Consider the following 19,586-nt stretch of genomic DNA (forward strand, 5'->3'; position numbering starts at 1 on the left):
GTTATCTTGGTTTGGAGTCGCATCTATCCTGTTTGGATAAAACGGTCGATCTGTGGCGGTCCCGAAGGGATTCGAACCCCTGACCTTCGGTTTAGGAAACCGCTGCTCTATCCTGCTGAGCTACGGGACCGCACGGGACGGACGCTAGCCGAGATCCGAAGCGATGGAAAGACTGGAAGCCGTTTCGCCCGTCCGCGCGATCCACGCCGCTCTCCGATGCGCGGCAGTCTGTGTCCCGCTGGCCGTCCCGGCCCTGGCCGCGCCCGTCCTCCGGCCGACTCCGGACTGTGCCGCCGCGCAGGACGGCCCGCTCGTCACGGTGGCGACGGTGTCGGAGCAGGGCGACGTCGCCCTGTCGGACGGGCGCACCATCCGCCTGGCCGGCATCGACGTCGCCCGCGGCGGCGCGAAGGCGCTGGACCGTTCCGCTCGCGCGGCGCTGCTGGCCTGGGCCGAGGGACCCGTCCAGCTCCGGCCCCTCGGAGCGCCTGACCGCTGGGGGCGCATCCCCGCCCTGCTGTTCCGCGCCACGCCGCCCGGGGAGGCCGGCGCGGCGCTGCTCGCCGCCGGGCTCGCCCGCGTGGCGCCCGAGGCCTCGGTCCACGCCTGCGCGGCGGGGAGGCTCGCGGCGGAGGACGGGGCCCGCGCGGCCGGCCGGGGGCTGTGGTCCGATCCGGGGGCGGCCGTGCTGGCGCCGAGCGACGCCGCCGGGCTCGCCGCGCAGGCCGGTGGCCTCGCCATCGTCCAAGGCGTCCTGCGCCTCCACGAGAGCCGCGGAGCGCTCTACCTCGCGCTGAGGCAGGACCGGCACGGCTTCACCGCCGTGGTGTCCCGCCGCGACGCCAAGCTCTTCGACAAAGCCGGGCTGGACCTGCGCGACTATGCCGGCACGCCGGTGCGCCTGCGCGGCGACCTCGACGCGCGGTTCGGGCCCCGCATGAGGGTGACGGATCCCGACGCGGTCGAGAGCCTGGAGCCGGGCTCGATCGCGGACGGCGGCTGATCGGGCGCCGAGCGCCGCCTCAGCGGTCGACGCAGAGCGTCGCTTTCTGGTTGAAGTAGCAGGTCTTGTCGTCCGAGTCGGACGAGGTGACCACCTGGCCATAGGACACTTCGATCCTGCGCAGGCGCCCGTCGCGGGCGCCCCGCACCAGGAAGCGGCCGCTCATGAACGACCGGCTGATCCGGATCGCGTCCTCGGCCCCGACCGCGACCCGGACGTCGCGGCCGCGGCCGGCGACCGTGCAGGTCTGGTCGTCGATCACCGGCACGCCCTGCACGGTCATGTGGCAGGTCGCGGCGAAGCCGGGCCCCGCCGCGAGGCACAGGATGGCGGCCAGGGCCGCGCTGCGTGGGGTCGTCATGTCCGGGTCTCCTCGCGATGGCGCGACCGGAACGGGCGGGCTCGCCGTCCGGGTCCGTGCGTGCCTGCTGCAATCGGGCGGCCGATCGCCTATATCGGCTGCCGATCATGTCCTATGCCGTCAAAGAAATCTTCTACACGCTCCAGGGCGAGGGCCGGCAGGCCGGCCGCGCGGCCGTGTTCTGCCGCTTCGCCGGCTGCAACCTGTGGACCGGGCGCGAGGCCGACCGCGCCGCGGCCGTGTGCACCTTCTGCGACACGGACTTCGTCGGCCTCGACGGTCCCGGCGGCGGGCGGTTCGCCGATGCCGAGGCGCTCGCCTCCGCCGTGGCGGCCGCCTGGACGGGCGCGCCCGACAACCGGCTCACCGTGCTGACCGGCGGCGAGCCGCTGCTCCAGGTCGACCCGGCCCTGATCGCGGCGCTGCACGCGCGCGGCTTCGAGATCGCGGTCGAGACCAACGGCACCGTGGCGCCCCCGCCCGGCCTCGACTGGATCTGCGTCAGCCCCAAGTCCGACGCGCCGCTGGCGATCGAGCGCGGCGACGAGCTGAAGCTCGTGTTCCCGCAGGCCCGCGCCATGCCGGAGCGCTTCGCGCATCTCGGCTTCGGCCACTTCATCCTCCAGCCCATGGATGGGCCCGACCAAGCCGCCAACACGGAGGCGGCGGTGCGCTACTGCATGGCGAACCCGCGCTGGCGCCTCGGGCTTCAGACCCACAAGTACCTCGGGATCGCGTGATGGTCGGCCAGGACGCGTCGCGCGCCATCGTGCTCTTCTCCGGCGGGCAGGACTCGACGACCTGCCTGGCCTGGGCGCTGGAGCGGTTCGCCCACGTCGAGACCCTGGGCTTCGACTACGGCCAGCGCCACCGCGTCGAGCTCGACGTGCGGGCGCCGATCCTGCGCCGGCTCGGCGCGGACTTCCACGCCTGGGCGGGCCGGCTCGGGCCGGACCACCTGCTCGACCTCGCCGTGCTGGGGCAGGTGAGCGACACGGCGCTGACGCGCGACGTCGAGATCCGCATGGGCGAGGACGGGCTGCCGACGAGCTTCGTGCCGGGCCGCAACCTCCTGTTTCTCACCTTCGCGGCGGCGCTGGCCTACCGGCGCGGCATCAAGCACATCGTGACCGGCGTCTGCGAGACGGATTTCTCCGGCTATCCGGACTGCCGCGACGACACGATCAAGGCCATGCAGCTCGCGCTGAACCTCGGCATGGAGGCCCGCTTCGTGCTGCACACGCCGCTGATGTGGATCGACAAGGCCGCGACCTGGCGCATGGCGCGGGACCTCGGCGGAGCGCCGCTGGTCGATCTCGTCCGCGACGACACCCACACCTGCTACGGCGGGGACCGGACGCACCGGCACGATTGGGGCTACGGGTGCGGGGCATGCCCGGCCTGCGAGCTCAGGGCGAAGGGGTATCGGGAGTTCGCGGCGGCGCTGTGAGGATGACGCCGCCTTCGCCGCCGCGCGCGCGGTGGCGGTCGGGCACACCGTCGACCAGCGCCTTCCGCTTCCCCGGTTGCCGCCGCTCGACGCCGCGCCTACAGCGTCGGACCACCACGGGCCGGGAGTTCCACGCGTTGCAGAAGCTGTTCACCGATCCGGCGCGCGCCGCGCGGGCGCTGGCCCACACGCTGGACGAGGTCGAGATCCCCGGCCTGCCCGCGCCGCAGCGCGGCAAGGTGCGCCAGTCCTACGACCTCGACGCCGGCCGCCGGCTGATGGTGACGACCGACCGCCTGTCCGCCTTCGACCTGAACCTCACGACGATCCCCTTCAAGGGGCAGGTGCTGACCGAGCTGTCCCATCACTGGTTCGAGCGCACGCGCGACATCTGCCCGAACCACCTGATCGCCGTGCCCGATCCCAACGTCACCGTGTGCCGCCGCCTCGCCATGCTGCCCGTCGAGGTCGTGGTGCGGGGCTATCTCGCGGGCTCGACCAACACCTCGCTCCTGACGATGTACAAGGGCGGGGCGCGGCGCCTCTACGGCCACGGCTTCCCGGACGGGATGCGCGACAACCAGCGGCTCGACGCGCCCGTCATCACGCCCACCACCAAGGGCGACCATGGCGCCCACGACGAGCCGCTCGGGCCCGACGACGTGGCGCGGCTCGGCCTCGTCGACGCCGCCACCTGGGACCGCACGCGCGAGCACGCCCTGGCGCTCTTCGCCTTCGGCCAGGCGCGGGCGCGCGAGCGCGGCCTCATCCTGGTCGACACGAAATGCGAGTTCGGCGTGGACCCCGACGGCACGGTGGTGCTCGCCGACGAGGTCCACACGCCCGATTCGTCGCGCTACTGGGACGGCGCGACCTACGAGGCCCGGTTCGCGGCGGGCGAGCCTCCGGACGCCTTCGACAAGGACATGGTGCGCCGCTGGGTGCGGGCGCGCTGCGACCCCTATCGCGGCGACGTGCCGGCGATCCCGGACGAGGTGCGGGAGGAGACGGCCGACGTCTACTGCGACCTGTTCGAGCGCCTGACCGGCCGAGCCCTGGTGCCGCCGGCGGGCGAGGAGAGACCGGCCGAGCGCGTGGCGAGAGCCGCGGCGCGGTGGGTGGCGGACAATCCTCTGTAGGCCGACTCCCGAGCGACGTCAGACCTCGACGACCTCGTACCGCTTCACCCCGACCGCCGTCGCCAGCGCGGCCAGCCGCTCGGCCACAACCTCGCTGTCCGGCACGCGGGCGAGGCGGCCGACCTCCAGCGTCACGCGATCGGTGCCGACCGTCAGCCTCGACCCCTCCAGCACCTCCGGCACGCCGGCCGACAGGCGGTAGGCCAGCGTGAGCGCGCGGCCGAGGATGAGGGCGCGGCGGCGGGTGGCGCGCGACAGGAGGTCGACGGCCGGCAGCAGCGCCGGGTCGTCCGCCTTGCCGTTGTAGCGGGCGTGGATCGCGGCGGCCACGAAGGCCCGCTCGGGGTGCTCGATGCCGATGAAGGGGAACTGGAGCAGGCGGCGGAACATCTCGGCGGCGCGGAGGTCCGGGTGGTCGCGCCAGCCCATGTCGGACACCGCGCAGGCGGCGACGCGCAGCCGCGTCTCGGCCGCGCTCTCGCCGGGGAACAGCGCCGCCGTCCAGGGCACCAGTGCCGCGGCGAAGCGGGGAACGCGGGCCGCCGGCAGGCCGATCAGCGCCGCGCCCTCCACCAGGGGATCGCGGTAGCGCTCGGCCTCGGGCAGCTGCGCGTAGAGCCAGCCCTCGCGAAGGCCGAGCGAGGAGAAAACCACCTTCTCGGGGGCGAGGCGCTTCAGCGTGCGGTCGAGCACCAGCGCCGCCGCCGGCAGGGTGCGGGCGCGCCGCGCCGGTACGCCGGGCGCGGCCGTGCCGGGCCGGGCGGGGCGCCACAGCGACTTCGCGAAGGCGCGGATCGCGGCCGTGTCGACCGTGTAGCCGTGCACCACCGGGACCGGCGCGCCGACGGACGCCATGTGGGCCTTGGCGATGGCGCGCCAGCCGCCGCCCACGGGGTAGAAGACCGGCCGGGTCAGCGCGGGCGGCAGCCCCTCGGCCAGCAGGGCGTCGACGGCGCGCTTGGCCGCCTCCGGGCCCTTCTCCAGCAGCGCTTCGACCGGCAGGGCGCCGAGCGGCAGGCTGACCCAGCGCTCGCCGACGCGGTCGTCGAGCGCTTCCGCGACCTCCAGGCTGCCGCCGCCCATGTCGCCGACGAGGCCCACGGGGCGGAAGAAGCCCGAGATCACGCCGAGCGCCGCGTGGCGCGCCTCCTCGGCGCCGGACAGGATGCGGATCGCGAGGCCGCTCTCGGCCGTGATGGCGCGCTGGAGGTCCGGGCCGTTGGTGGCGCGGCGCATCGCCTCGGTCGCGGTCGCGTCGAGCCGCGTCACCCCCATCGCGTCCGCGATGGCGCGGAAGCGCCGCACCGCTTCCACGGTGCGGCGGAAGTTGTCCGGGTGGATGGCGCCGGTCAGCGCTAGGCCCTCGCCGAGCCGGCACAGGCTCTTCTCGTTGAAGCGCGGCAGCGGCGCCCGGCCCAGGCGCTCGTAGACGACGAGCCGCACCGAGTTCGAGCCGATGTCGACGATGCCGTAAGGTCCGTCGCCGGGCGCCAGCGCGCGGGCGGCGTCGAGGTCGAGCGGGCGGAGCGCGCCCGCGTCTCGTGGAATGGCGGGCTGGTCCAAGCGTGTCTCCCCCGGCGTCGCGTCCCGAACGGAATGCGCGTCCAGCGCCGGAGGTCCCGGATGCGACCCGCGACGGCCGGCGCGCGTTGGCGGCCAGCATCGCACGGTGGAAGGGATCGGACCATGGCACGGCGCATCGAGAACACGACCGTCGTGGTCGCCGGGGCGTCGAGCGGCATCGGCCGCGCCACCGCGCTGCTGTTCGCCGAGCAGGGGACCAACGTCGTCGTGGCGGCGCGGCGCGTTGCGTTGGTCGACGCGCTCGCCCGCGAATGCGAGGCCGCCGGCGGGCGCGCCCTCGCGGTGCCGACCGACGTCACCGACGCGGCTGCGGTGCGGCGGCTGGCCGAGGCCGCGGTGGCGCGCTTCGGCACCGTCGACACCTGGGTCAACGTCGCCGGCACGGGCGTCTTCGGGCCCTTCGAGGAGGCTGAGGCCGAGCTCCACGCCAAGACGGTCGAGGTCAACCTCATCGGCGCCATGAACGGCGCCGCGGCGGCGCTGCCCATCTTCAAGCGGCGCGGGAGCGGCGTGCTGATCTCGACCGTGTCGATGGGCGGGTGGTCGCCCGTGCCCTTCGCGGCCGCCTACACGGCGAGCAAGTTCGGGCTGCGCGGCTTCAACGCGAGCCTGCGCCAGCAGTTCGACGCGCGGGAGGACATCCACGTCTGCGGCGTGTTCCCGGCCATGGTGGACACGCCCGGCCTCGAGCACGTCGCCAACGCGTCCGGCCGGCACATCGACCCCGGCCCCTTCCTGTACACGGCGGGCGACGTCGCCTCGGCCATCCTGGGGCTGGCGCGCCACCCGCGCGGCGAGGTCGCCGTGGGCTGGCCGGCCCGCGCCGGGCAGGCCGCCTACGCGCTCTCGCCCCGCCTGACCGAGCTCCTCACCGGTGCGGCCTTCCGCTGGCTGCTGCGCCGCGCCGGCCCCGCGCCGAAGACCGAGGGCGCGCTCCGCGCGCCGATCGCGGCCGGCACCACGGCGAGCGGCGGCGCGCTGGCGCGCAAGGGCCTGCCCTCGGCCGGGCCGATCAGCCTCGGCCTCGCGGTCGGGGGTGTGCTGGCGCTGGCCGGCGCCGTGCTGGCGGCGGAGCGGCGGCGCTGACCGGCAACCCGCCCCCGCGTCGCGCGTTCGCCACGACCTCAACCCGGAGACGACCGATGCAGCGTTCCGCACTCCTCCTCGCCGCGGCGCTGGCCGCCGCGCCGGCTGCCGCCCTGGCGCAGGGCACGGCCTTCCTGAGCACGGAAGGGCCCGGCCTGTGGCGCGCCTCGAAGCTCGCCGGGGTCGACGTTCTCGGGCCTGACGGCAGAAAGGTGGGCGACTTGTCGGACGTGCTGCTCGACCACGACGGCCGCGCCGCCGCGGTGGTGATCGGCGTCGGCGGGTTCCTCGGCCTCGGCCAGAAGGACGTGGCGGTGCCCTTCGCGTCGGTCCACTTCACGCAGGACCCCCGGCCCGGCGCGCCGGGCGTCGGCGCGCCCGACAGCGCGAACGGCATGCCCACCGAGCCCGGCATGCCGGCCGGTTCGGCCGTGCCGGTCGAGACTCCGGCGGCGCAGAGCACGCCGCCCGCGGCGGCGCTGGGCGGCCCCGTCGGCACCACGACGGGCGTGCCGGGCGGGCGGGCGACCGGCCTCGCCGGGATGCCCGTGCTCCCGCCCGGGGCGACCGCCTCCCCCGCGCGCTCGACGACCCGTCCCGACCACGCCACCGTCGACCTCACGGCGGAGCAGCTCAAGGCGGCGCCGGCCTTCTCCTTCGCGCGTTGACGCGGCACCGCGGAACCGGCGGACCGGGTGATGCTGCCGAGGGTCGGAGCTCCTGACCCTCGGCCAGCGAGGATGCGCTCTTCCGCGCCCGGGTTCCCCCGCCGAAGCGAAGCGCGTTCAACCTGTTCGCGCGCGTCCATTGACGCTCGCGCGCGCCGCCCGATGTGTGCGAGCGACCGGCCGGGACATCCCGGTCCGTGCGGCGAGGTCGCCGCGGCAGGAGACACGAACGATGCGCTTGATCCTCGCGGCCCTGGCCGCTTCCGTCGCGGCGGCGTCGCCCGCCGCGGCGCAATACTGCGATTGCGGATACCCCGGCAGCTTCACGGAGGCCGGCCCGGCCTACGTCGTGGTGCCCCGCACCACCTACGTGCCGCACACCGCCTATGCTCCACGCACCGTGCTGGTGCCCCGCACCCGCCTCGTGCCGCGCACCGTCGAGGTCCCGCACACGGTCTATTCGGCCACCACGCGCTACAGCACCTACCCGGCCTACGCGGGCGGCTACCCCCGCCACTACCATTACGGCGCCACCTACGTGCCGCCGGGCGCCGCCTACGGCTGCTCGCTCGGCGCGGTGGGCTGCGATTCGAGCTACGTCGGGCCGATCGGCTACTGACGGACGCCCTCAGCGGGACGCCGCGGTGGCGAGGCCCGACGCGATCAACGCGCCGCCGCCCGCCCGCCGCGTCCACACCGCCGCGCGGGGCATGCGCAGCAGGCGCGCCGCGCGGACCGCCCCGAGCGCGTAGAGCGTATCGGTGCAGGCGACGATCCCGCAGAAGGTGGCGATCAGCGCGGCCGCCTGCGGCGCGAAGGGCGCGCCGGCGCTGACGAACTGCGGCGCGAAGGCGACGAAGAACACGATGGTCTTGGGGTGGAACGTGCCGACCAGCACGTTGCCGAGGAAGGCCGCCCGCGCCCCCACGGGCGGCGGAGGCGGCGCCCCTGCCTCCGGCGCGCGCCGGCTCCGCATCAGGGCGAGGACGCCGAGCCCGACGAGGTAGAGCGCGCCAGCCCATTTCACGAGCGCGAAGGCCAGCGCGGACGCAGCCAGCACCGCGCCGACGCCGAGCAGCGACAGCGTCATCGCCACGGCGTTGCCGACCGCGATCCCCGCCACGGACGCCAGCGCCACGCGCCGGCCCCCGCCGACCGCGTATCCGACGATGGACAGGACGCCCGGGCCGGGGATGACGCCGAGCAGGAAGGACGCGAGCGCGAAGGCGATCCAGGCGTGGAGGGTCATGGTCCGGGCTCCGGCGCGCGACCCCTCGCGCGCCGGTCGAGCCAGCACCCGCCCCCGCGGCGCGTCAAGCCCGGCGACGGGCGCTCGTCCCTAGACCGCCTCCTCGACCTCCTCCGCGGCCTCCCGCAACTCGCCCTTCACCCACAGCCGCCTGATCCGGAGATCGCCCCGCGGCCGGTGGAGGTCGTCCGGCACGTGGATGTGGCCGTTCTCCATGCGCAGGCCGAGGATCGCGTAGGCGGCGGACAGCATCCGCGCGGCCGAGCCCGTGTACCAGCTCCAGCCGCCGCGGCCGCCGTAGCTTTCCCCGTCGTAGACGTCGGCCGGCTGCTGGTGGGGCGCGAGGCCGTAGATGCCGAGCTGGTCGCCCTCCGTCTTGCCGAGCGGGGAGATCGCGCGCCAGCACTGCACCGCCCGCGCCATGGCGGCGTCGGCGCCCGCGCCGTCGCCGTCCTCGCGCGCCCTGTCGGCGATCGCCACCCAGGCGTCCACGGCCCATGAGGCGCCGTGCGAATACTGGCCGCCGTTCTCGCGCACGCCGGGCGGGTAGTCGGCGATGCGGCCGGGGTAGGGCTCCGAGCCCTCGTCGAAGGGCGGGGTGACGAGCAGGATGCGCTCCGGCTTCTCCAGCGCGCCGAGCCCGTGCTCCAGCGTCTGCCGTCCCCTGCCGAGCGGCGCGGCGCCGCTCAGCACCGGCCAGGCCGCCGCCATGATCGACGGGGGGTCGAGCGGGCGGCCGTCGTCGACGAAGTCGAAGACGTAGTGATCGCCCGTCCACACGCCGTCGATGGCCGCGGCGAGGCGCTCGGCCTCGGCGCGGTAGAGGTCGCCGGCGGCGCGGCCCTCGCGATGGTCGGCCACCGCCGCGAAGCGGCGCACGATGTCGAAGAAGAAGCAGGCGAGCCAGGTGCCCTCGCCGCGGCCGGCGGGACCGGCGGCGTCGATGCCGTCGTTCCAGTCGCCCGTGCCGATGAGCGGCAGGCCATGCGCGCCCATGCGGTCCATCGTGTAGCGGATGGCGCGGCGGCAATGGTCGTAGACGTCGCCGGTCTCGCGCGAGGGGCGCGGGGCGAGCAAGAGGTCCATGGCGCCGTCCGGCACCGCGTCGCCGACGAGGTAGGGCTGGCGCTCGTCGAGCACCGACCAGTCGCCCGTCGCCTCCACGTAGCGCGTCAGCACGTAGGGGAGCCACAGGTGCGGGTCGGAGGCGCGGGTGCGCTGGCCGAGCCCGACGCGCCCGTCGCTGGCCAAGTGCCACCACTTGAACACGTCGCCTTCGGGGAACTGCACGCCCGAATGGATGACGATCTGACGACGCGTCAGCGACGGGTCGGAGAACAGGAACGGCAGCACGTCCTGGAGCTGGTCGCGGAACCCGAAGGCGCCGCCGCGCTGGTTCGGGCCCGTGCGGCCCCACAGGCGCGAGGCGAGGCTCTGGTAGGGGAGCCAGTGGTTCACGAGCCGGTCGAAGGCGGGGTCGTCCGTCTCGACGCGGATCGCGCCGATGCGCTCGGCCCACCAGGCTTCCGTGGCCTTCAGCGCCGCGCGCGCCGCCGCGGGGTCGCGCAGGTGCGAGGCGGCGGTGAGCGCTTCGCGCTTCGTCGCGAGCTGGCCGAGCACCACCGACACGTCGACGGCGCCCCCGGCCGGCACCGTCACCTCGCCCGAGAAGGCGGCGACGCGGCGCCCGTCGTCCGCCCGGTCCGAGTCGGGCCAGCCGGTCTCGACCATCACGGCCGAGGCGAGGTCGCGGCCCGGCGAGCCGACGAAGCGGCTGCGCACCGTTTCCGTCATGGCGGCGGTGAGCGAGGTCGCCGCGAAGGCCCAGCCCGACTGGAAGTCGTTGCGCGGGTTCTCGAACAGCAGCGCTTCCGTGCCCTCGTCGCGCAGCGCGTCGAGCAGGCCGAGGCTGTCGCCCGGCGCCTGGTCGAGCGCGATCTCCATGTAGGGCACCACGCGGAAGCGCTTCGGCGCGGGGCCGTGGTTGCGGATGGTGAGCAGCCGCACGTCGACCGGCGCGTCCGAGAAGACGAACACCGTCATCGACAGTTCGAGGTCGCCGCGGCGGTTGGTGAAGGTGGCGGCGCCGAGCCGGTATTCCACCGCGTGGACGGCGTCCCCCCGCCGGAACGGCACGAAGCCGGCGGCGTCGGCTTCGCCGGTGGCGAGGTCCACGACCGCGATGAACTGGCCGGGCAGGGTCGTGGCGCCGGACTCGAGGCGGAACGGCGTGATGGCGTTCTGCCGCTCGTTGCCGCGGAAGCTGTGCACCTCGCCCTCGTTGGACACGACCGTGCCGAAGCCGATCGGGTTCGCCATCACGTGGGCCCACGGCCGCGGGGTGGAGGGCGTGAGCAGGAGGTGGGTGTCGTCGGCCCAGTCGAAGGGCCAGGTCGAGGCCGGCAGGGCGGGCCCCGGATGGATGAGGCGCTTCCTGCGCAGCAGCGCCCGGAACGCGCTCTCGTCCGGCGCGCCGCGGCCGGCCTCGGCCGCGATGACCCGCGCGGCCTCCCACTCGTCGACGGCACGGCCGGTGAGCAGCGTGACCTCGGCGCGCGCCTTCGGGGCGAGCTCGACCCGCACGGTCAGAGCCGCCGCGGGGTCGAAGGTGTAGAGCGAGCCCTCGTCGTCCGGCGCGCGGCGCCCGTCCGGCGTCAGGCCGCGCGGCGCGCGGTAGCCGCCCGGCCCGAGGAAGCGCGTGCGCGAATCCTCGTAGGCCACGAGGCGAGCGCCGTCGCCGAGGAGCGCCGCGTGGAACACGGTCTCGTGCGACATGCGGTGCGTCGCCGGGTCCCGCAGCAGGCGGTTGCGCGCCAGAACGGCGCCGAGCTCGCGCACGAACCACGACTCGACGTGGAGCGCGTTGAAGTCCGGGTCGCGCAGGTAGGCGCCGAGCTCGTGGACGGCGAGCTCGCGGTAGCTGGTCAGTTCGATCGTGCGGGGCCGGTCTCCCGCGTTGGTGAGGACGACACGGGTGTATTCCAGCGGCCGCCCTTCGGCGTGGACGATGCGGGCCTCGGCGCAGATGCCGTCCACCGTGTTGCGCATGACGATGCTGGCGGGGTCGGGCTGGCCGACGTGGTAGTCCGGCCCGGCGCGGCGCATCGGCTCGTAGCCGAGGCTCCAGGCCCCGACGTGCGCGGCATCCTCCGCGGCGTCGCGCAGGAACACGAAGGGTCCGCGCAGGTCGAGCGGGTCGAGCGGCTGGCGGGTGACGTCGATGGAGTGGCTTCCGCGCGCCATGGCCGTGACGGCCGTGTAGCCGCGCCCGTCGGTGCCGACCTCCGTCGTCATCGCGCCGTTGGCGAGGGACAGGAGCCGGCCGCCCCGTTGCAGGAGGCGGGGCACACCGGGGAGCGCGGGCGCGCCGGAGAAGCGCGGGCCGTTCCAGGCGCGGGCGACCGCGCGGGCGCCGAGGCCGGCCACGAAGGCGGCCGCGAGGTAGACCGCGACGACGCTCAGCACCGGGGCGCCCACGGGCGGGTGCGTCTTGCCGATCGCCTCGGCGCCCGTCCAGGCGCGGTCCCAGTCGGCCCCGTGCGGGATGTAGAAGGGGATCAACAGCGGCGCCCAGGTGGCGAAGCGCCGGACGCCCTCGGGGATGGCGCGGGTGCGCCCGGCGTGGCCGGTGAAGCGCGCCGCCACCTCGTCGAGCCGGTCGCCGCCGATGAAGGTGAGGTTCACCAGCGTCGCGACGCGCAGCCCCATGTGGTCGAACCAGATGAGCACGCGCAGCCAGTCGTAGGCGAGCAGCCCCGTGAAGACCGACAGGCTCCAGCTCTTGAAGGAGCCGGCCGGCATGAAGAGGTCCGCCACGGTCGCGGCCCCGGTCCGCACCGCGCCGTCCTGGTTGTACCAGGCGGGGTCGGGCGACTGGCGTAGGAAGGAGTTGATGACTGGCGCCATCCACAGGCCCCAGCGCAGGACCCGCACGGCCTGTTCGACCAGCCCCACGAAGCCGCGCGCGCTCACGAGCTGCTTCAGCGGCGACAGCGATCGGTTGAACACCGCGGACAGCACGAAGAAGTTGATCGAGAACAGCGGCGCCGCGATGCCCCAGTTAATGACGCCCGACAGCGACTCGTTGAAGAACAGGCGCACGCCGTTGCCGCTCGGCCCGAGGTCGATGACGCCGAACTTGTTGAACAGCGGGTAGATGCTGAAGGGCTGGATGGGCCGCCCCGTGGCCGCGTAGCCGAGGTCGGCGTAGGACCAGAACTTTGTGGCCACCACCGTGATCTGGTGGGCCTCGAAGTACCAGCCGATGGCGCCGGCGACGAAGCCGCCCAGCATGGCGCCGAGCGCGTAGCTCTGCCAATTGGCCATGACCCGGCGGGTGCCGCGCGCCACGCCCGCCGCGTCGGCGGCGAAATCGACGCCCGCGTAGGCCACGGCGCCGAGGATCAGGCCGGCGACGAAGCGGGCGATGCCGGTGCCCTGCGGCAGGTGCCAGATGAAGGCCAGCGCGATGCCGAGCCCGACCACCGCGCCGCGGGCGAAGAGCCGCGGCGTGCGGTAGGCGCGCCCGAGGCGGCCGAAGAAGGGCGGCGTGCCGTCCGCGGAGGAGATCGCCGTCAGGGCTAGCGGGAACAGCAGGGTGCCGCCGACGAGGCCGGGCAGGATCGGCACCGCGCGGGCCAGCGGCACCACGCCCGGCAGCTCCAGAACGGCCGCGCCCGCGACGATGATGGCCATGAACACGCCGCCGTAGATCAGGCCCTTGGTGGCGCCCGAGCGCCACTGGCCGTAGGCGGTGGCGTAGGTCGGCGGCACGCCGTTCAGCGCGTCGATGGCGAGGCCCGTGACGATGTAGACGATCGCCCACAGGCCCGACTGCGCGAGCGCCGCGGCCGCGACCGCGACGACCGCCTGCGCGCCGGGGGCGGCGCCGAGCATCACCGGCAGGTCGGCGATGTGGGGCCCCATGACGGCGTGGAGCGCGGCGCCGAGCAGCAGCGCGTGATAGCGCCCGTCGCGGTTGATCCGGCCGGCGACGAGGATCCGGCACAGGCCGAGCGCCACCTCGCAGAAGACGAAGAGCACGAGCCAGCGCCCGGCCACGAGGTCGACCGGCTCGGGCACGGGGATGCCGAGCGTCCAGGCCGAGCCGAGGTCGTGCATCATGCCGCCGTTGCCGAGCGACAGGGCGAAGTTGAACAGGAGGGGCAGCAGCAGCAGGGCGCCCCGCTCGCGGCCCGCGAGGTCGCGGCCCGACTGCACCGCCGCCGCCATGCCGGCGCCGGCGTAGATCAGCGTGGACGCCGCGGCGCCGGCCGGCGTGAGCCCGACGACGTCGGCCCACTTGGTCGGGAGCTGCCAGACCGTGAAGGCGGGGTCGCGCACCAGCGCGAAGAGCCCGAGCGCGACGACGTCGCCCAACACCGCGCCGCCCCGATTCGGCACGCCGGCGAGCGCCCGCGCCAGGGCGAGGCTGCCGGCGCCGAAGCCGGCCGCGAGCGGGGCGGCCAGGATCGCGGGCAGGGGCTCCAGCAGCGCCGTGAAGGCGGCGAGCAGCAGCACCGCGCAGCCGAGCCGTTCGGCCGCCCGCGAGGCCGGCCCCCGCGCGACGGGATCCTGAAGCAGGGCGAGGTTCGCGGAAGTTCTCTGATCCATGGACCCTACCTAGGCGGGTTCGTCGGGCCTGCCCAGCGCCGCCGCGCCGGTCCTGCCGGATCCCGGCGACGCGCCTGCGACGCGGCGGCAGATCGGGGCCGACCGGCGCGCATCCTCCCGTCCGCCGCCTGCGCGGGGCCGACGTCCCCGCTTCGCGTGCAGGGCAGGGATGCGCGCCCGTGGCGGCCCTGCCGTGAAAACGTCGTGCGCGGCCGTGATAGCGGAGGTGCGGCGACAAAAGTCGGACGAAGGCGTTCGATCCGCAATCGCGGCGCTCAGCGCGGCCCAGGCCGCGCACGATCGAGGGTCCGCGCCGTCCGGCGAGCGGGTCCGCAGAACCGAGGACCTCCATGACGGCGATCGCCGCATCGCCCCTGCCCGCCAAGGCCGGGATGGGCTTCAAGCAGTTCGTGGGTCTGATCGCCGCCCTGATGGCGGTGAACGCGCTCGCCATCGACTCTATGCTGCCGGCGCTGCCCGCCATCGGCCACAGCCTCGGCGTCGAGGACGAGAACCGGCGCCAGCTCATCGTCACCGCCTACCTGCTCGGCTTCGGCGGGGCGCAGATCGCCTACGGCCCCTTGGCCGACCGCTTCGGCCGCAGGCCGGTGCTGCTCCTCGGCCTCGTCGGCTACGTGCTCTTCGCAGGCCTCGCCGCCGCGTCGACCTCCTTCGGAACGCTGCTCGCGGCCCGCGCCCTGATGGGCGTCGGCGCCGCGGCCACGCGCGTGCTGGCCGTCTCGATCGTGCGCGACTGCTACAGCGGGCGCGACATGGCGCGGGTGATGTCGCTGGCCTTCATCGTGTTCCTGGCCGTGCCGATCCTGGCGCCGTCGGTCGGGCAGGTCATCATGCTGTTCGGCCCGTGGCGCTGGGTGTTCGGCGCGCTCGGGTGCTTCGGCGCCGCCGTGCTGTGCTGGGTCGCCCTGCGACTGCCCGAAACGCTGCACCCGGCCGACCGGCTGCCCTTCGCGCCCCGCCGCATCGTTCAAGCCTACCGCCTCACGCTGACGGACCGCACCGCGGTCTGCTACATGATGGCCTCGACGCTGGTGCTCGGCGCGCTGTTCGGCTTCATCAACTCGGCCCAGCAGATCTTCGCCGACACGCTCGCCGAGCCGCGGCTGTTCACGCGCGTCTTCGCGCTGATCGCCGGCTTCATGGCCCTGTCGTCCTTCCTCAACGCCCGCATCGTCGTGAAGCTCGGGCCGCGCCGCCTGTCGCACCTCGCGCTCTGCGGCTTCATCCTGTTCTCGGCCAGCCATGCCGCGGTCGCGCTCGCCGGGCAGGAAACGATCGTGACCTTCGCGGTGCTGCAGGGCGGCGTGTGGTTCTGCCTCGGCTTCGTGTTCTCCAACTTCGGGTCGCTCGCCATGGAGCCGCTCGGTCGCATCGCCGGCACGGCCTCCTCGGTGCAGGGCTGCGTCACCACGGTCGTCGGGGCGCTGCTCGGCTTCTTCATCGGCCAAAGCTTCGACGGCACCGCCGTGCCGATGTCGCTGGGCTTCATCGGCTGCGGCCTCGCGGCGCTCTGCTTCGTGCTCCTCGCCGAGCGGGGCCGGCTCTTCGCCGCGGGCGGGCGGCTCGCGGAGGCCACGACGGGGCATTGAACTCCGGGCTGTACTGCACCGCAACATGGCCGCCATGCGGCGGCGCAGCTGCCTCGGGGAAGCGAATCTGACCATATGGTCAGCACAGGGATGGAGCGTCCGACATCGGGGCCTTCCTGCCGCGGGGAGCGACGTCCGAGCAGGGCGCGCCGTCACGGCACGGAGGCCGACAGGTCGCCGCCATGCCCGCATTTCCCGCCACCCCCGTCCTGTCGGTCGACCGGACCTTCATCGCCCGATCGGGCGAAGCCTATCGGCTCCGCCCCGTGCGCCGGTCCGACGAGGCGGCCTTGCGCGACATGTTCCTGCGCTGCTCGGCGGACGATCTGCGCCTGCGCTGCTTCGGCATATCGAAGAGCTTCCCGGACGTCTTCGCGGCCCGTCTGGCGCGGCTTTCCGGCGGCGGCGAGTTCGCGATCCTGGCCGTGGCGCCCTCGGGCGAGATCGGAGGCGTGGTGCATGCCGTGGGCCTGCCGGATTCGGGCGGCGATGCCGACTACGACATCATGGTCCGCACCGACCTCAAGGGGCAGGGGATCGGCGCGCGGCTCATGCGCGAGATGTTGAGCGAGGCGGTGCGCTCGGGCTTCACCGCGGTGCACGGCGACGTGCTGGTGGCGAACCGCGCCATGCTGCTGCTGGCCGGCGACCTCGGCTTCCGGCGCGTCGGCTTCGAGGGCGACGTCGTGCGGATCGAGGCGCACCCGGCGGCGGACAGGACTCCCCTCGATCGCTGACATCGCCCTTGTGGCCGGCCCGCGCCGCGCGCTCTAAGCTCCCCGTCGCGCGTCAAGCCGCGGAGCCGCCATGACCCCCGACGACCTTCATCCCGCCATCGACCCCGTCCGCCTCGACCGCCTGGCCGAGACCGCGGTCCGGGTCGGCCTCGCGCTGAAACCGGGGCAGCCCCTGGTCATGACCGCGCCCGTCGAAGCGCTGCCGCTGGTGCGCCGCATCGCCCACCACGCCTACGCGGCGGGCGCGAGCCTCGTGACGCCCATCCTGTCCGACCCCGCCGTCACGCTGGCCCGCTTCGAGGCGGGATCGGAGGCGAGCTTCGACGCGGCGCCGGGCTGGCTCTACGACGGGATGGGGCAGGCCTTCGACGGCGGCGCGGCCCGCCTCGCCGTGGTGGGCGAGGACCCGATGCTGCTCGCCGGGCAGGACGCCGCCCGCGTGTCGCGCGTCGGCAAGGCGCAGTCGGTCGCCTATCGCCCGGCGATGGACCGCATCGTGAACTTCGCGGTGAACTGGACCATCGCGGCCTATCCGGGCGCCGCCTGGGCGTCGCGCATGTTCCCCGACGACGCGCCCGCCGCGGCGGTGGGACGGCTCGTCGAGGCGATCTTCGCGGCCTCGCGCGTCGACGGTCCCGACCCGGTCGCGGCCTGGGTCCGCCACAATGCGGCGCTGCGCGCCCGCACCGAGTGGCTGAACGGCCAGCGCTTCGACGCGCTGCGATATTCCGGCCCCGGCACCGACCTGACGATCGGCCTCGCCGACGGCCACGAGTGGCACGGCGGCGCATCGCAGGCGAAGAACGGCGTGCTGTGCAACCCCAACATCCCGACCGAGGAGGTGTTCACGACGCCCCACGCGCGGCGCGTCGACGGGCACGTCACGAGCACCAAACCGCTGTCCCATCAGGGCACGCTGATCGACGGCATCGCGGTGCGGTTCGAGGCCGGCCGCATCGTGGACGCGCGGGCGTCGCGCGGCGGGGCGGTCTTCGCGGAGCTGCTCGACACGGACGAGGGCGCGCGGCGCATCGGCGAGGTGGCGCTGGTGCCCCATTCCTCGCCCATCTCGGCGAGCGGCCTCCTGTTCTTCAACACGCTGTTCGACGAGAACGCCGCCTGCCACATCGCGCTCGGCCAGTGCTACAGCAAATGCTTCCTGGACGGCGCGACCCTGTCGCCCGCCGAGATCGCGGACCGCGGCGGCAACTCCAGCGTGGTCCACGTCGACTGGATGATCGGTTCGGGCCGCCTCGACATCGACGGGCTGCGGGCGGACGGCACGCGCGTGCCGGTGTTCCGCGCCGGCGAATGGGCCGCCTGAGGTCTCGGGCCGCCCGCCATTGACCGGGGCGCCCCCGCGTGGGACGCCCCGGACCATGGATGATCCGCCGACCGCCACCGCCGCCCCGCGCGCGTCCCGCTTCGGGCGCGCCGCCCTCGGCCTCAGCCTCGTCCTCATCGCGCTGAATCTGCGCGCGCTGTTCCCGTCCCTGTCGGCGCTGCTGCCCGAGGTCATGGCCGGCACGGGCGCCTCCCCGGCACTCGCCAGCGTCATCACGACGCTGCCGGTGCTGTGCCTCGGCGTCTTCTCCTCCGCGGCGGCGCCGGCCGCGCGGCGCCTCGGCACCGAACGCGCCGTGCTGGCGGCGCTCGCCGCCGTCGCGGCCGGCACGGCGATGCGCGGGCTCGCCACCGTGCCGGCATTGCTCGCCGGCGGCGTGCTGGCGGGCGCCGGCATCGCCTTCGGCAACGTGCTGCTGCCCGGCCTCGTCAAGCGGGACTTCCCAGACCGGATCGCGACGATGACGGGCCTCTATTCCATGTCGCTCAGCGCCGGGGCCGCCGCCGCCGCCGCGCTGACCGTGCCCGTGGCGCGGGCAAGCGGGGCCTGGAGCGCCGGCCTCGCCGTGTGGGCGCTGCCGGCCGCAGCCGTGACGGCCCTGTGGCTGCCCCGCGCCGCCCGCCGCCGCGCCGCGACGGGCGTCGCCGTCCGCTCGGGCGACCGGCCGCTGTACCGCAGCGGCCTCGCCTGGCAGGTCAGCCTGTTCATGGGGCTTCAATCCGCGCTGGCCTACTGCGTGTTCGGCTGGTTCGCCCCGATGATGCGGGCGCGGGGACTCGAGGCCACGGAAGCGGGCCTGCTCCTGTCGATCTCCGTCCTGGCGCAGGTGGTCGGCTGTTTCGCCGCCCCCGTGCTCGCCGCGCGCGGTCGCGACCAGCGCGCCGCCGTGCTGGGCTGCTACGCCCTGACGGGGGCGGGCCTGTTCGGCTGCATCGCCGCGCCGCTCGCGTCCGACTGGCTCTGGGCCGCGCTGCTGGGCCTGGGGCAGGGCGGGCTCCTCGGCGTGGCCCTCACGGTGATCCTGCTCCGCGCGCCGGATGCCGGCGTGGCGGCCCGCCTGTCCGGCATGGCGCAGGGCATCGGCTACACGCTGGCGGCCGGGGGGCCGCTGCTGGTCGGCGTGATCCGGCAGGCCGCCGGCGGCTTCGGCCCGGTGCCGGTCCTGTACGGCGCCCTGCTGCTGGCCGGCGCCGCGTCGGGCCTCGCGGCCGGGCGGGCGCGGGTGATCGACCTCGGCTGAGGCGCCACCGCCATCGCCCGGCAAGGCTCGCCGCTCTATATGGTCGGCGACGGAGACGCGGCCGGAGCGGGCGAGGGGCGATGCATGACGATCTGAAGGAGACCGCCCTCCTCCTGGCCGCGCTGTCCTGGGCGGGCCTGGCCGTGTTCCTGGTCGGCGTCGGCCCGCTCCGCCTCCGCGGCTTTCTCGACCGCGCCGCGGTGTTCCTCGTCGCGGCCACCATGACGCGCCTCGCCTTCACCCACGTCCGCACGCGCTGGCAGATCGCCGCCTTCGTCCTCGTCGCCTCCGTGGCGGTGGTGGCCCGCATCGCCAGGACGGGGCCCGGCGGCGCGGCCCTGCGCTGGGCGGCCAGCGTGGCCGGCATCGTGGTCGGTGCCGTATCGACCCGCGAGTTCGTCCATCACGTCGTCGAGCGCTGGCTGTGAGGCCCTGATCGCCGCAAGCCTGTGGACGGATCGGCGCGCGCGGTTGATCCGCGCGGCGGAAGACCCATCTCGA

16 protein-coding genes and 1 tRNA gene are annotated in these 19,586 nt (G+C 74.6%); 12 read left to right on the forward strand and 5 right to left on the reverse strand.

Annotated features, from left to right (window positions below; genetic code table 11):
* Positions 1-53: 53 nt before the first annotated feature.
* A tRNA-Arg gene (locus tag L7N97_RS25790) sits at positions 54-130 on the reverse strand.
* Positions 131-163: 33 nt separating this feature from the next.
* Here L7N97_RS25790 and L7N97_RS25795 point away from each other — a divergent pair.
* Positions 164-1,003 carry a hypothetical protein gene (locus L7N97_RS25795; protein WP_237481260.1) on the forward strand — a complete coding sequence of 280 codons (840 nt, stop codon included), beginning with the start codon at positions 164-166 and terminating at the stop codon, positions 1,001-1,003.
* 19 nt (positions 1,004-1,022) lie between these two features.
* Here L7N97_RS25795 and L7N97_RS25800 read toward each other — a convergent pair whose 3' ends face one another.
* Entirely contained in the window at positions 1,023-1,364 is a 342-nt protein-coding gene (locus L7N97_RS25800) for a hypothetical protein (RefSeq protein ID WP_237481261.1), read from the reverse strand.
* A 107-nt stretch (positions 1,365-1,471) separates the two neighbouring features.
* Between L7N97_RS25800 and queE the strand changes: the two genes are divergently transcribed.
* The 3 genes from queE (at position 1,472) to L7N97_RS25815 (ending at position 3,953) form a co-directional block, all read left to right on the forward strand.
* Positions 1,472-2,104 (forward strand): 7-carboxy-7-deazaguanine synthase, encoded by a 633-nt coding sequence (gene queE / locus L7N97_RS25805; RefSeq protein ID WP_237481263.1) that lies wholly within the window; start codon positions 1,472-1,474, stop codon positions 2,102-2,104.
* Positions 2,104-2,814 (forward strand): 7-cyano-7-deazaguanine synthase QueC, encoded by a 711-nt coding sequence (queC, locus tag L7N97_RS25810; protein ID WP_237481265.1) that lies wholly within the window; start codon positions 2,104-2,106, stop codon positions 2,812-2,814. The genes queE and queC overlap by 1 nt, the downstream gene beginning before the upstream one ends.
* 137 nt (positions 2,815-2,951) lie before the next feature.
* Positions 2,952-3,953 carry a phosphoribosylaminoimidazolesuccinocarboxamide synthase gene (locus tag L7N97_RS25815; RefSeq protein ID WP_309242851.1) on the forward strand — a complete coding sequence of 334 codons (1,002 nt, stop codon included), beginning with the start codon at positions 2,952-2,954 and terminating at the stop codon, positions 3,951-3,953.
* An 18-nt stretch (positions 3,954-3,971) separates the two neighbouring features.
* Here L7N97_RS25815 and L7N97_RS25820 read toward each other — a convergent pair whose 3' ends face one another.
* On the reverse strand, positions 3,972-5,516 hold the full coding sequence (locus L7N97_RS25820) for a Ppx/GppA phosphatase family protein (protein ID WP_237481267.1): 1,545 nt from the start codon (positions 5,514-5,516) through the stop codon (positions 3,972-3,974).
* A 123-nt stretch (positions 5,517-5,639) separates the two neighbouring features.
* On the opposite strand from L7N97_RS25820, the gene L7N97_RS25825 reads away from it, so the two are divergent.
* The 3 genes from L7N97_RS25825 (at position 5,640) to L7N97_RS25835 (ending at position 7,910) form a co-directional block, all read left to right on the forward strand.
* Complete coding sequence (locus L7N97_RS25825) at positions 5,640-6,623, forward strand: SDR family NAD(P)-dependent oxidoreductase (protein ID WP_309242852.1); 984 nt, start codon at positions 5,640-5,642, stop codon at positions 6,621-6,623.
* Positions 6,624-6,679: 56 nt separating this feature from the next.
* Complete coding sequence (locus tag L7N97_RS25830; RefSeq protein WP_237481268.1) at positions 6,680-7,291, forward strand: PRC-barrel domain-containing protein; 612 nt, start codon at positions 6,680-6,682, stop codon at positions 7,289-7,291.
* Between the two features lie 232 nt (positions 7,292-7,523).
* Complete coding sequence (locus tag L7N97_RS25835) at positions 7,524-7,910, forward strand: hypothetical protein (RefSeq protein WP_237481270.1); 387 nt, start codon at positions 7,524-7,526, stop codon at positions 7,908-7,910.
* 9 nt (positions 7,911-7,919) lie between these two features.
* Here the strand turns inward: L7N97_RS25835 and L7N97_RS25840 are convergent, their stop codons facing one another.
* Positions 7,920-8,540 (reverse strand): LysE family translocator, encoded by a 621-nt coding sequence (locus L7N97_RS25840; protein WP_237481271.1) that lies wholly within the window; start codon positions 8,538-8,540, stop codon positions 7,920-7,922.
* Positions 8,541-8,630: 90 nt separating this feature from the next.
* A complete protein-coding gene (locus tag L7N97_RS25845) occupies positions 8,631-14,153 on the reverse strand; it encodes a GH36-type glycosyl hydrolase domain-containing protein (protein WP_237481272.1) in 5,523 nt (1,840 codons plus the stop codon).
* A gap of 392 nt (positions 14,154-14,545) precedes the next feature.
* Between L7N97_RS25845 and L7N97_RS25850 the strand changes: the two genes are divergently transcribed.
* The 5 genes from L7N97_RS25850 (at position 14,546) to L7N97_RS25870 (ending at position 19,513) form a co-directional block, all read left to right on the forward strand.
* Entirely contained in the window at positions 14,546-15,763 is a 1,218-nt protein-coding gene (locus L7N97_RS25850) for a multidrug effflux MFS transporter (protein ID WP_237482402.1), read from the forward strand.
* Positions 15,764-15,945: 182 nt separating this feature from the next.
* The gene (locus tag L7N97_RS25855; RefSeq protein WP_237481275.1) at positions 15,946-16,500 is read left to right on the forward strand and encodes a GNAT family N-acetyltransferase; all 555 of its coding nucleotides are present in this window, start codon (positions 15,946-15,948) and stop codon (positions 16,498-16,500) included.
* A 70-nt stretch (positions 16,501-16,570) separates the two neighbouring features.
* Positions 16,571-17,824 carry an aminopeptidase gene (locus tag L7N97_RS25860; RefSeq protein WP_237481276.1) on the forward strand — a complete coding sequence of 418 codons (1,254 nt, stop codon included), beginning with the start codon at positions 16,571-16,573 and terminating at the stop codon, positions 17,822-17,824.
* Between the two features lie 55 nt (positions 17,825-17,879).
* On the forward strand, positions 17,880-19,085 hold the full coding sequence (locus L7N97_RS25865) for an MFS transporter (RefSeq protein WP_237481278.1): 1,206 nt from the start codon (positions 17,880-17,882) through the stop codon (positions 19,083-19,085).
* A gap of 80 nt (positions 19,086-19,165) precedes the next feature.
* Positions 19,166-19,513 (forward strand): hypothetical protein, encoded by a 348-nt coding sequence (locus L7N97_RS25870; RefSeq protein ID WP_237481280.1) that lies wholly within the window; start codon positions 19,166-19,168, stop codon positions 19,511-19,513.
* Positions 19,514-19,586 lie beyond the last annotated feature (73 nt).

It is taken from the genome of Lichenibacterium dinghuense, assembly GCF_021730615.1.
Taxonomy (GTDB): domain Bacteria; phylum Pseudomonadota; class Alphaproteobacteria; order Rhizobiales; family Beijerinckiaceae; genus Lichenihabitans; species Lichenihabitans dinghuensis.

Bases quoted from the DNA above. Each gene is read 5' to 3' on its own strand.
- L7N97_RS25795 (WP_237481260.1), top strand. From the start codon at position 164: ATGGAAAGACTGGAAGCCGTTTCGCCCGTCCGCGCGATCCACGCCGCT.
- L7N97_RS25800 (WP_237481261.1), bottom strand. From the start codon at position 1,364: ATGACGACCCCACGCAGCGCGGCCCTGGCCGCCATCCTGTGCCTCGCG.
- queE (WP_237481263.1), top strand. From the start codon at position 1,472: ATGTCCTATGCCGTCAAAGAAATCTTCTACACGCTCCAGGGCGAGGGC.
- queC (WP_237481265.1), top strand. From the start codon at position 2,104: ATGGTCGGCCAGGACGCGTCGCGCGCCATCGTGCTCTTCTCCGGCGGG.
- L7N97_RS25825 (WP_309242852.1), top strand. From the start codon at position 5,640: ATGGCACGGCGCATCGAGAACACGACCGTCGTGGTCGCCGGGGCGTCG.
- L7N97_RS25830 (WP_237481268.1), top strand. From the start codon at position 6,680: ATGCAGCGTTCCGCACTCCTCCTCGCCGCGGCGCTGGCCGCCGCGCCG.
- L7N97_RS25835 (WP_237481270.1), top strand. From the start codon at position 7,524: ATGCGCTTGATCCTCGCGGCCCTGGCCGCTTCCGTCGCGGCGGCGTCG.
- L7N97_RS25840 (WP_237481271.1), bottom strand. From the start codon at position 8,540: ATGACCCTCCACGCCTGGATCGCCTTCGCGCTCGCGTCCTTCCTGCTC.
- L7N97_RS25845 (WP_237481272.1), bottom strand. From the start codon at position 14,153: ATGGATCAGAGAACTTCCGCGAACCTCGCCCTGCTTCAGGATCCCGTC.
- L7N97_RS25850 (WP_237482402.1), top strand. From the start codon at position 14,546: ATGGGCTTCAAGCAGTTCGTGGGTCTGATCGCCGCCCTGATGGCGGTG.
- L7N97_RS25855 (WP_237481275.1), top strand. From the start codon at position 15,946: ATGCCCGCATTTCCCGCCACCCCCGTCCTGTCGGTCGACCGGACCTTC.
- L7N97_RS25860 (WP_237481276.1), top strand. From the start codon at position 16,571: ATGACCCCCGACGACCTTCATCCCGCCATCGACCCCGTCCGCCTCGAC.
- L7N97_RS25865 (WP_237481278.1), top strand. From the start codon at position 17,880: ATGGATGATCCGCCGACCGCCACCGCCGCCCCGCGCGCGTCCCGCTTC.
- L7N97_RS25870 (WP_237481280.1), top strand. From the start codon at position 19,166: ATGCATGACGATCTGAAGGAGACCGCCCTCCTCCTGGCCGCGCTGTCC.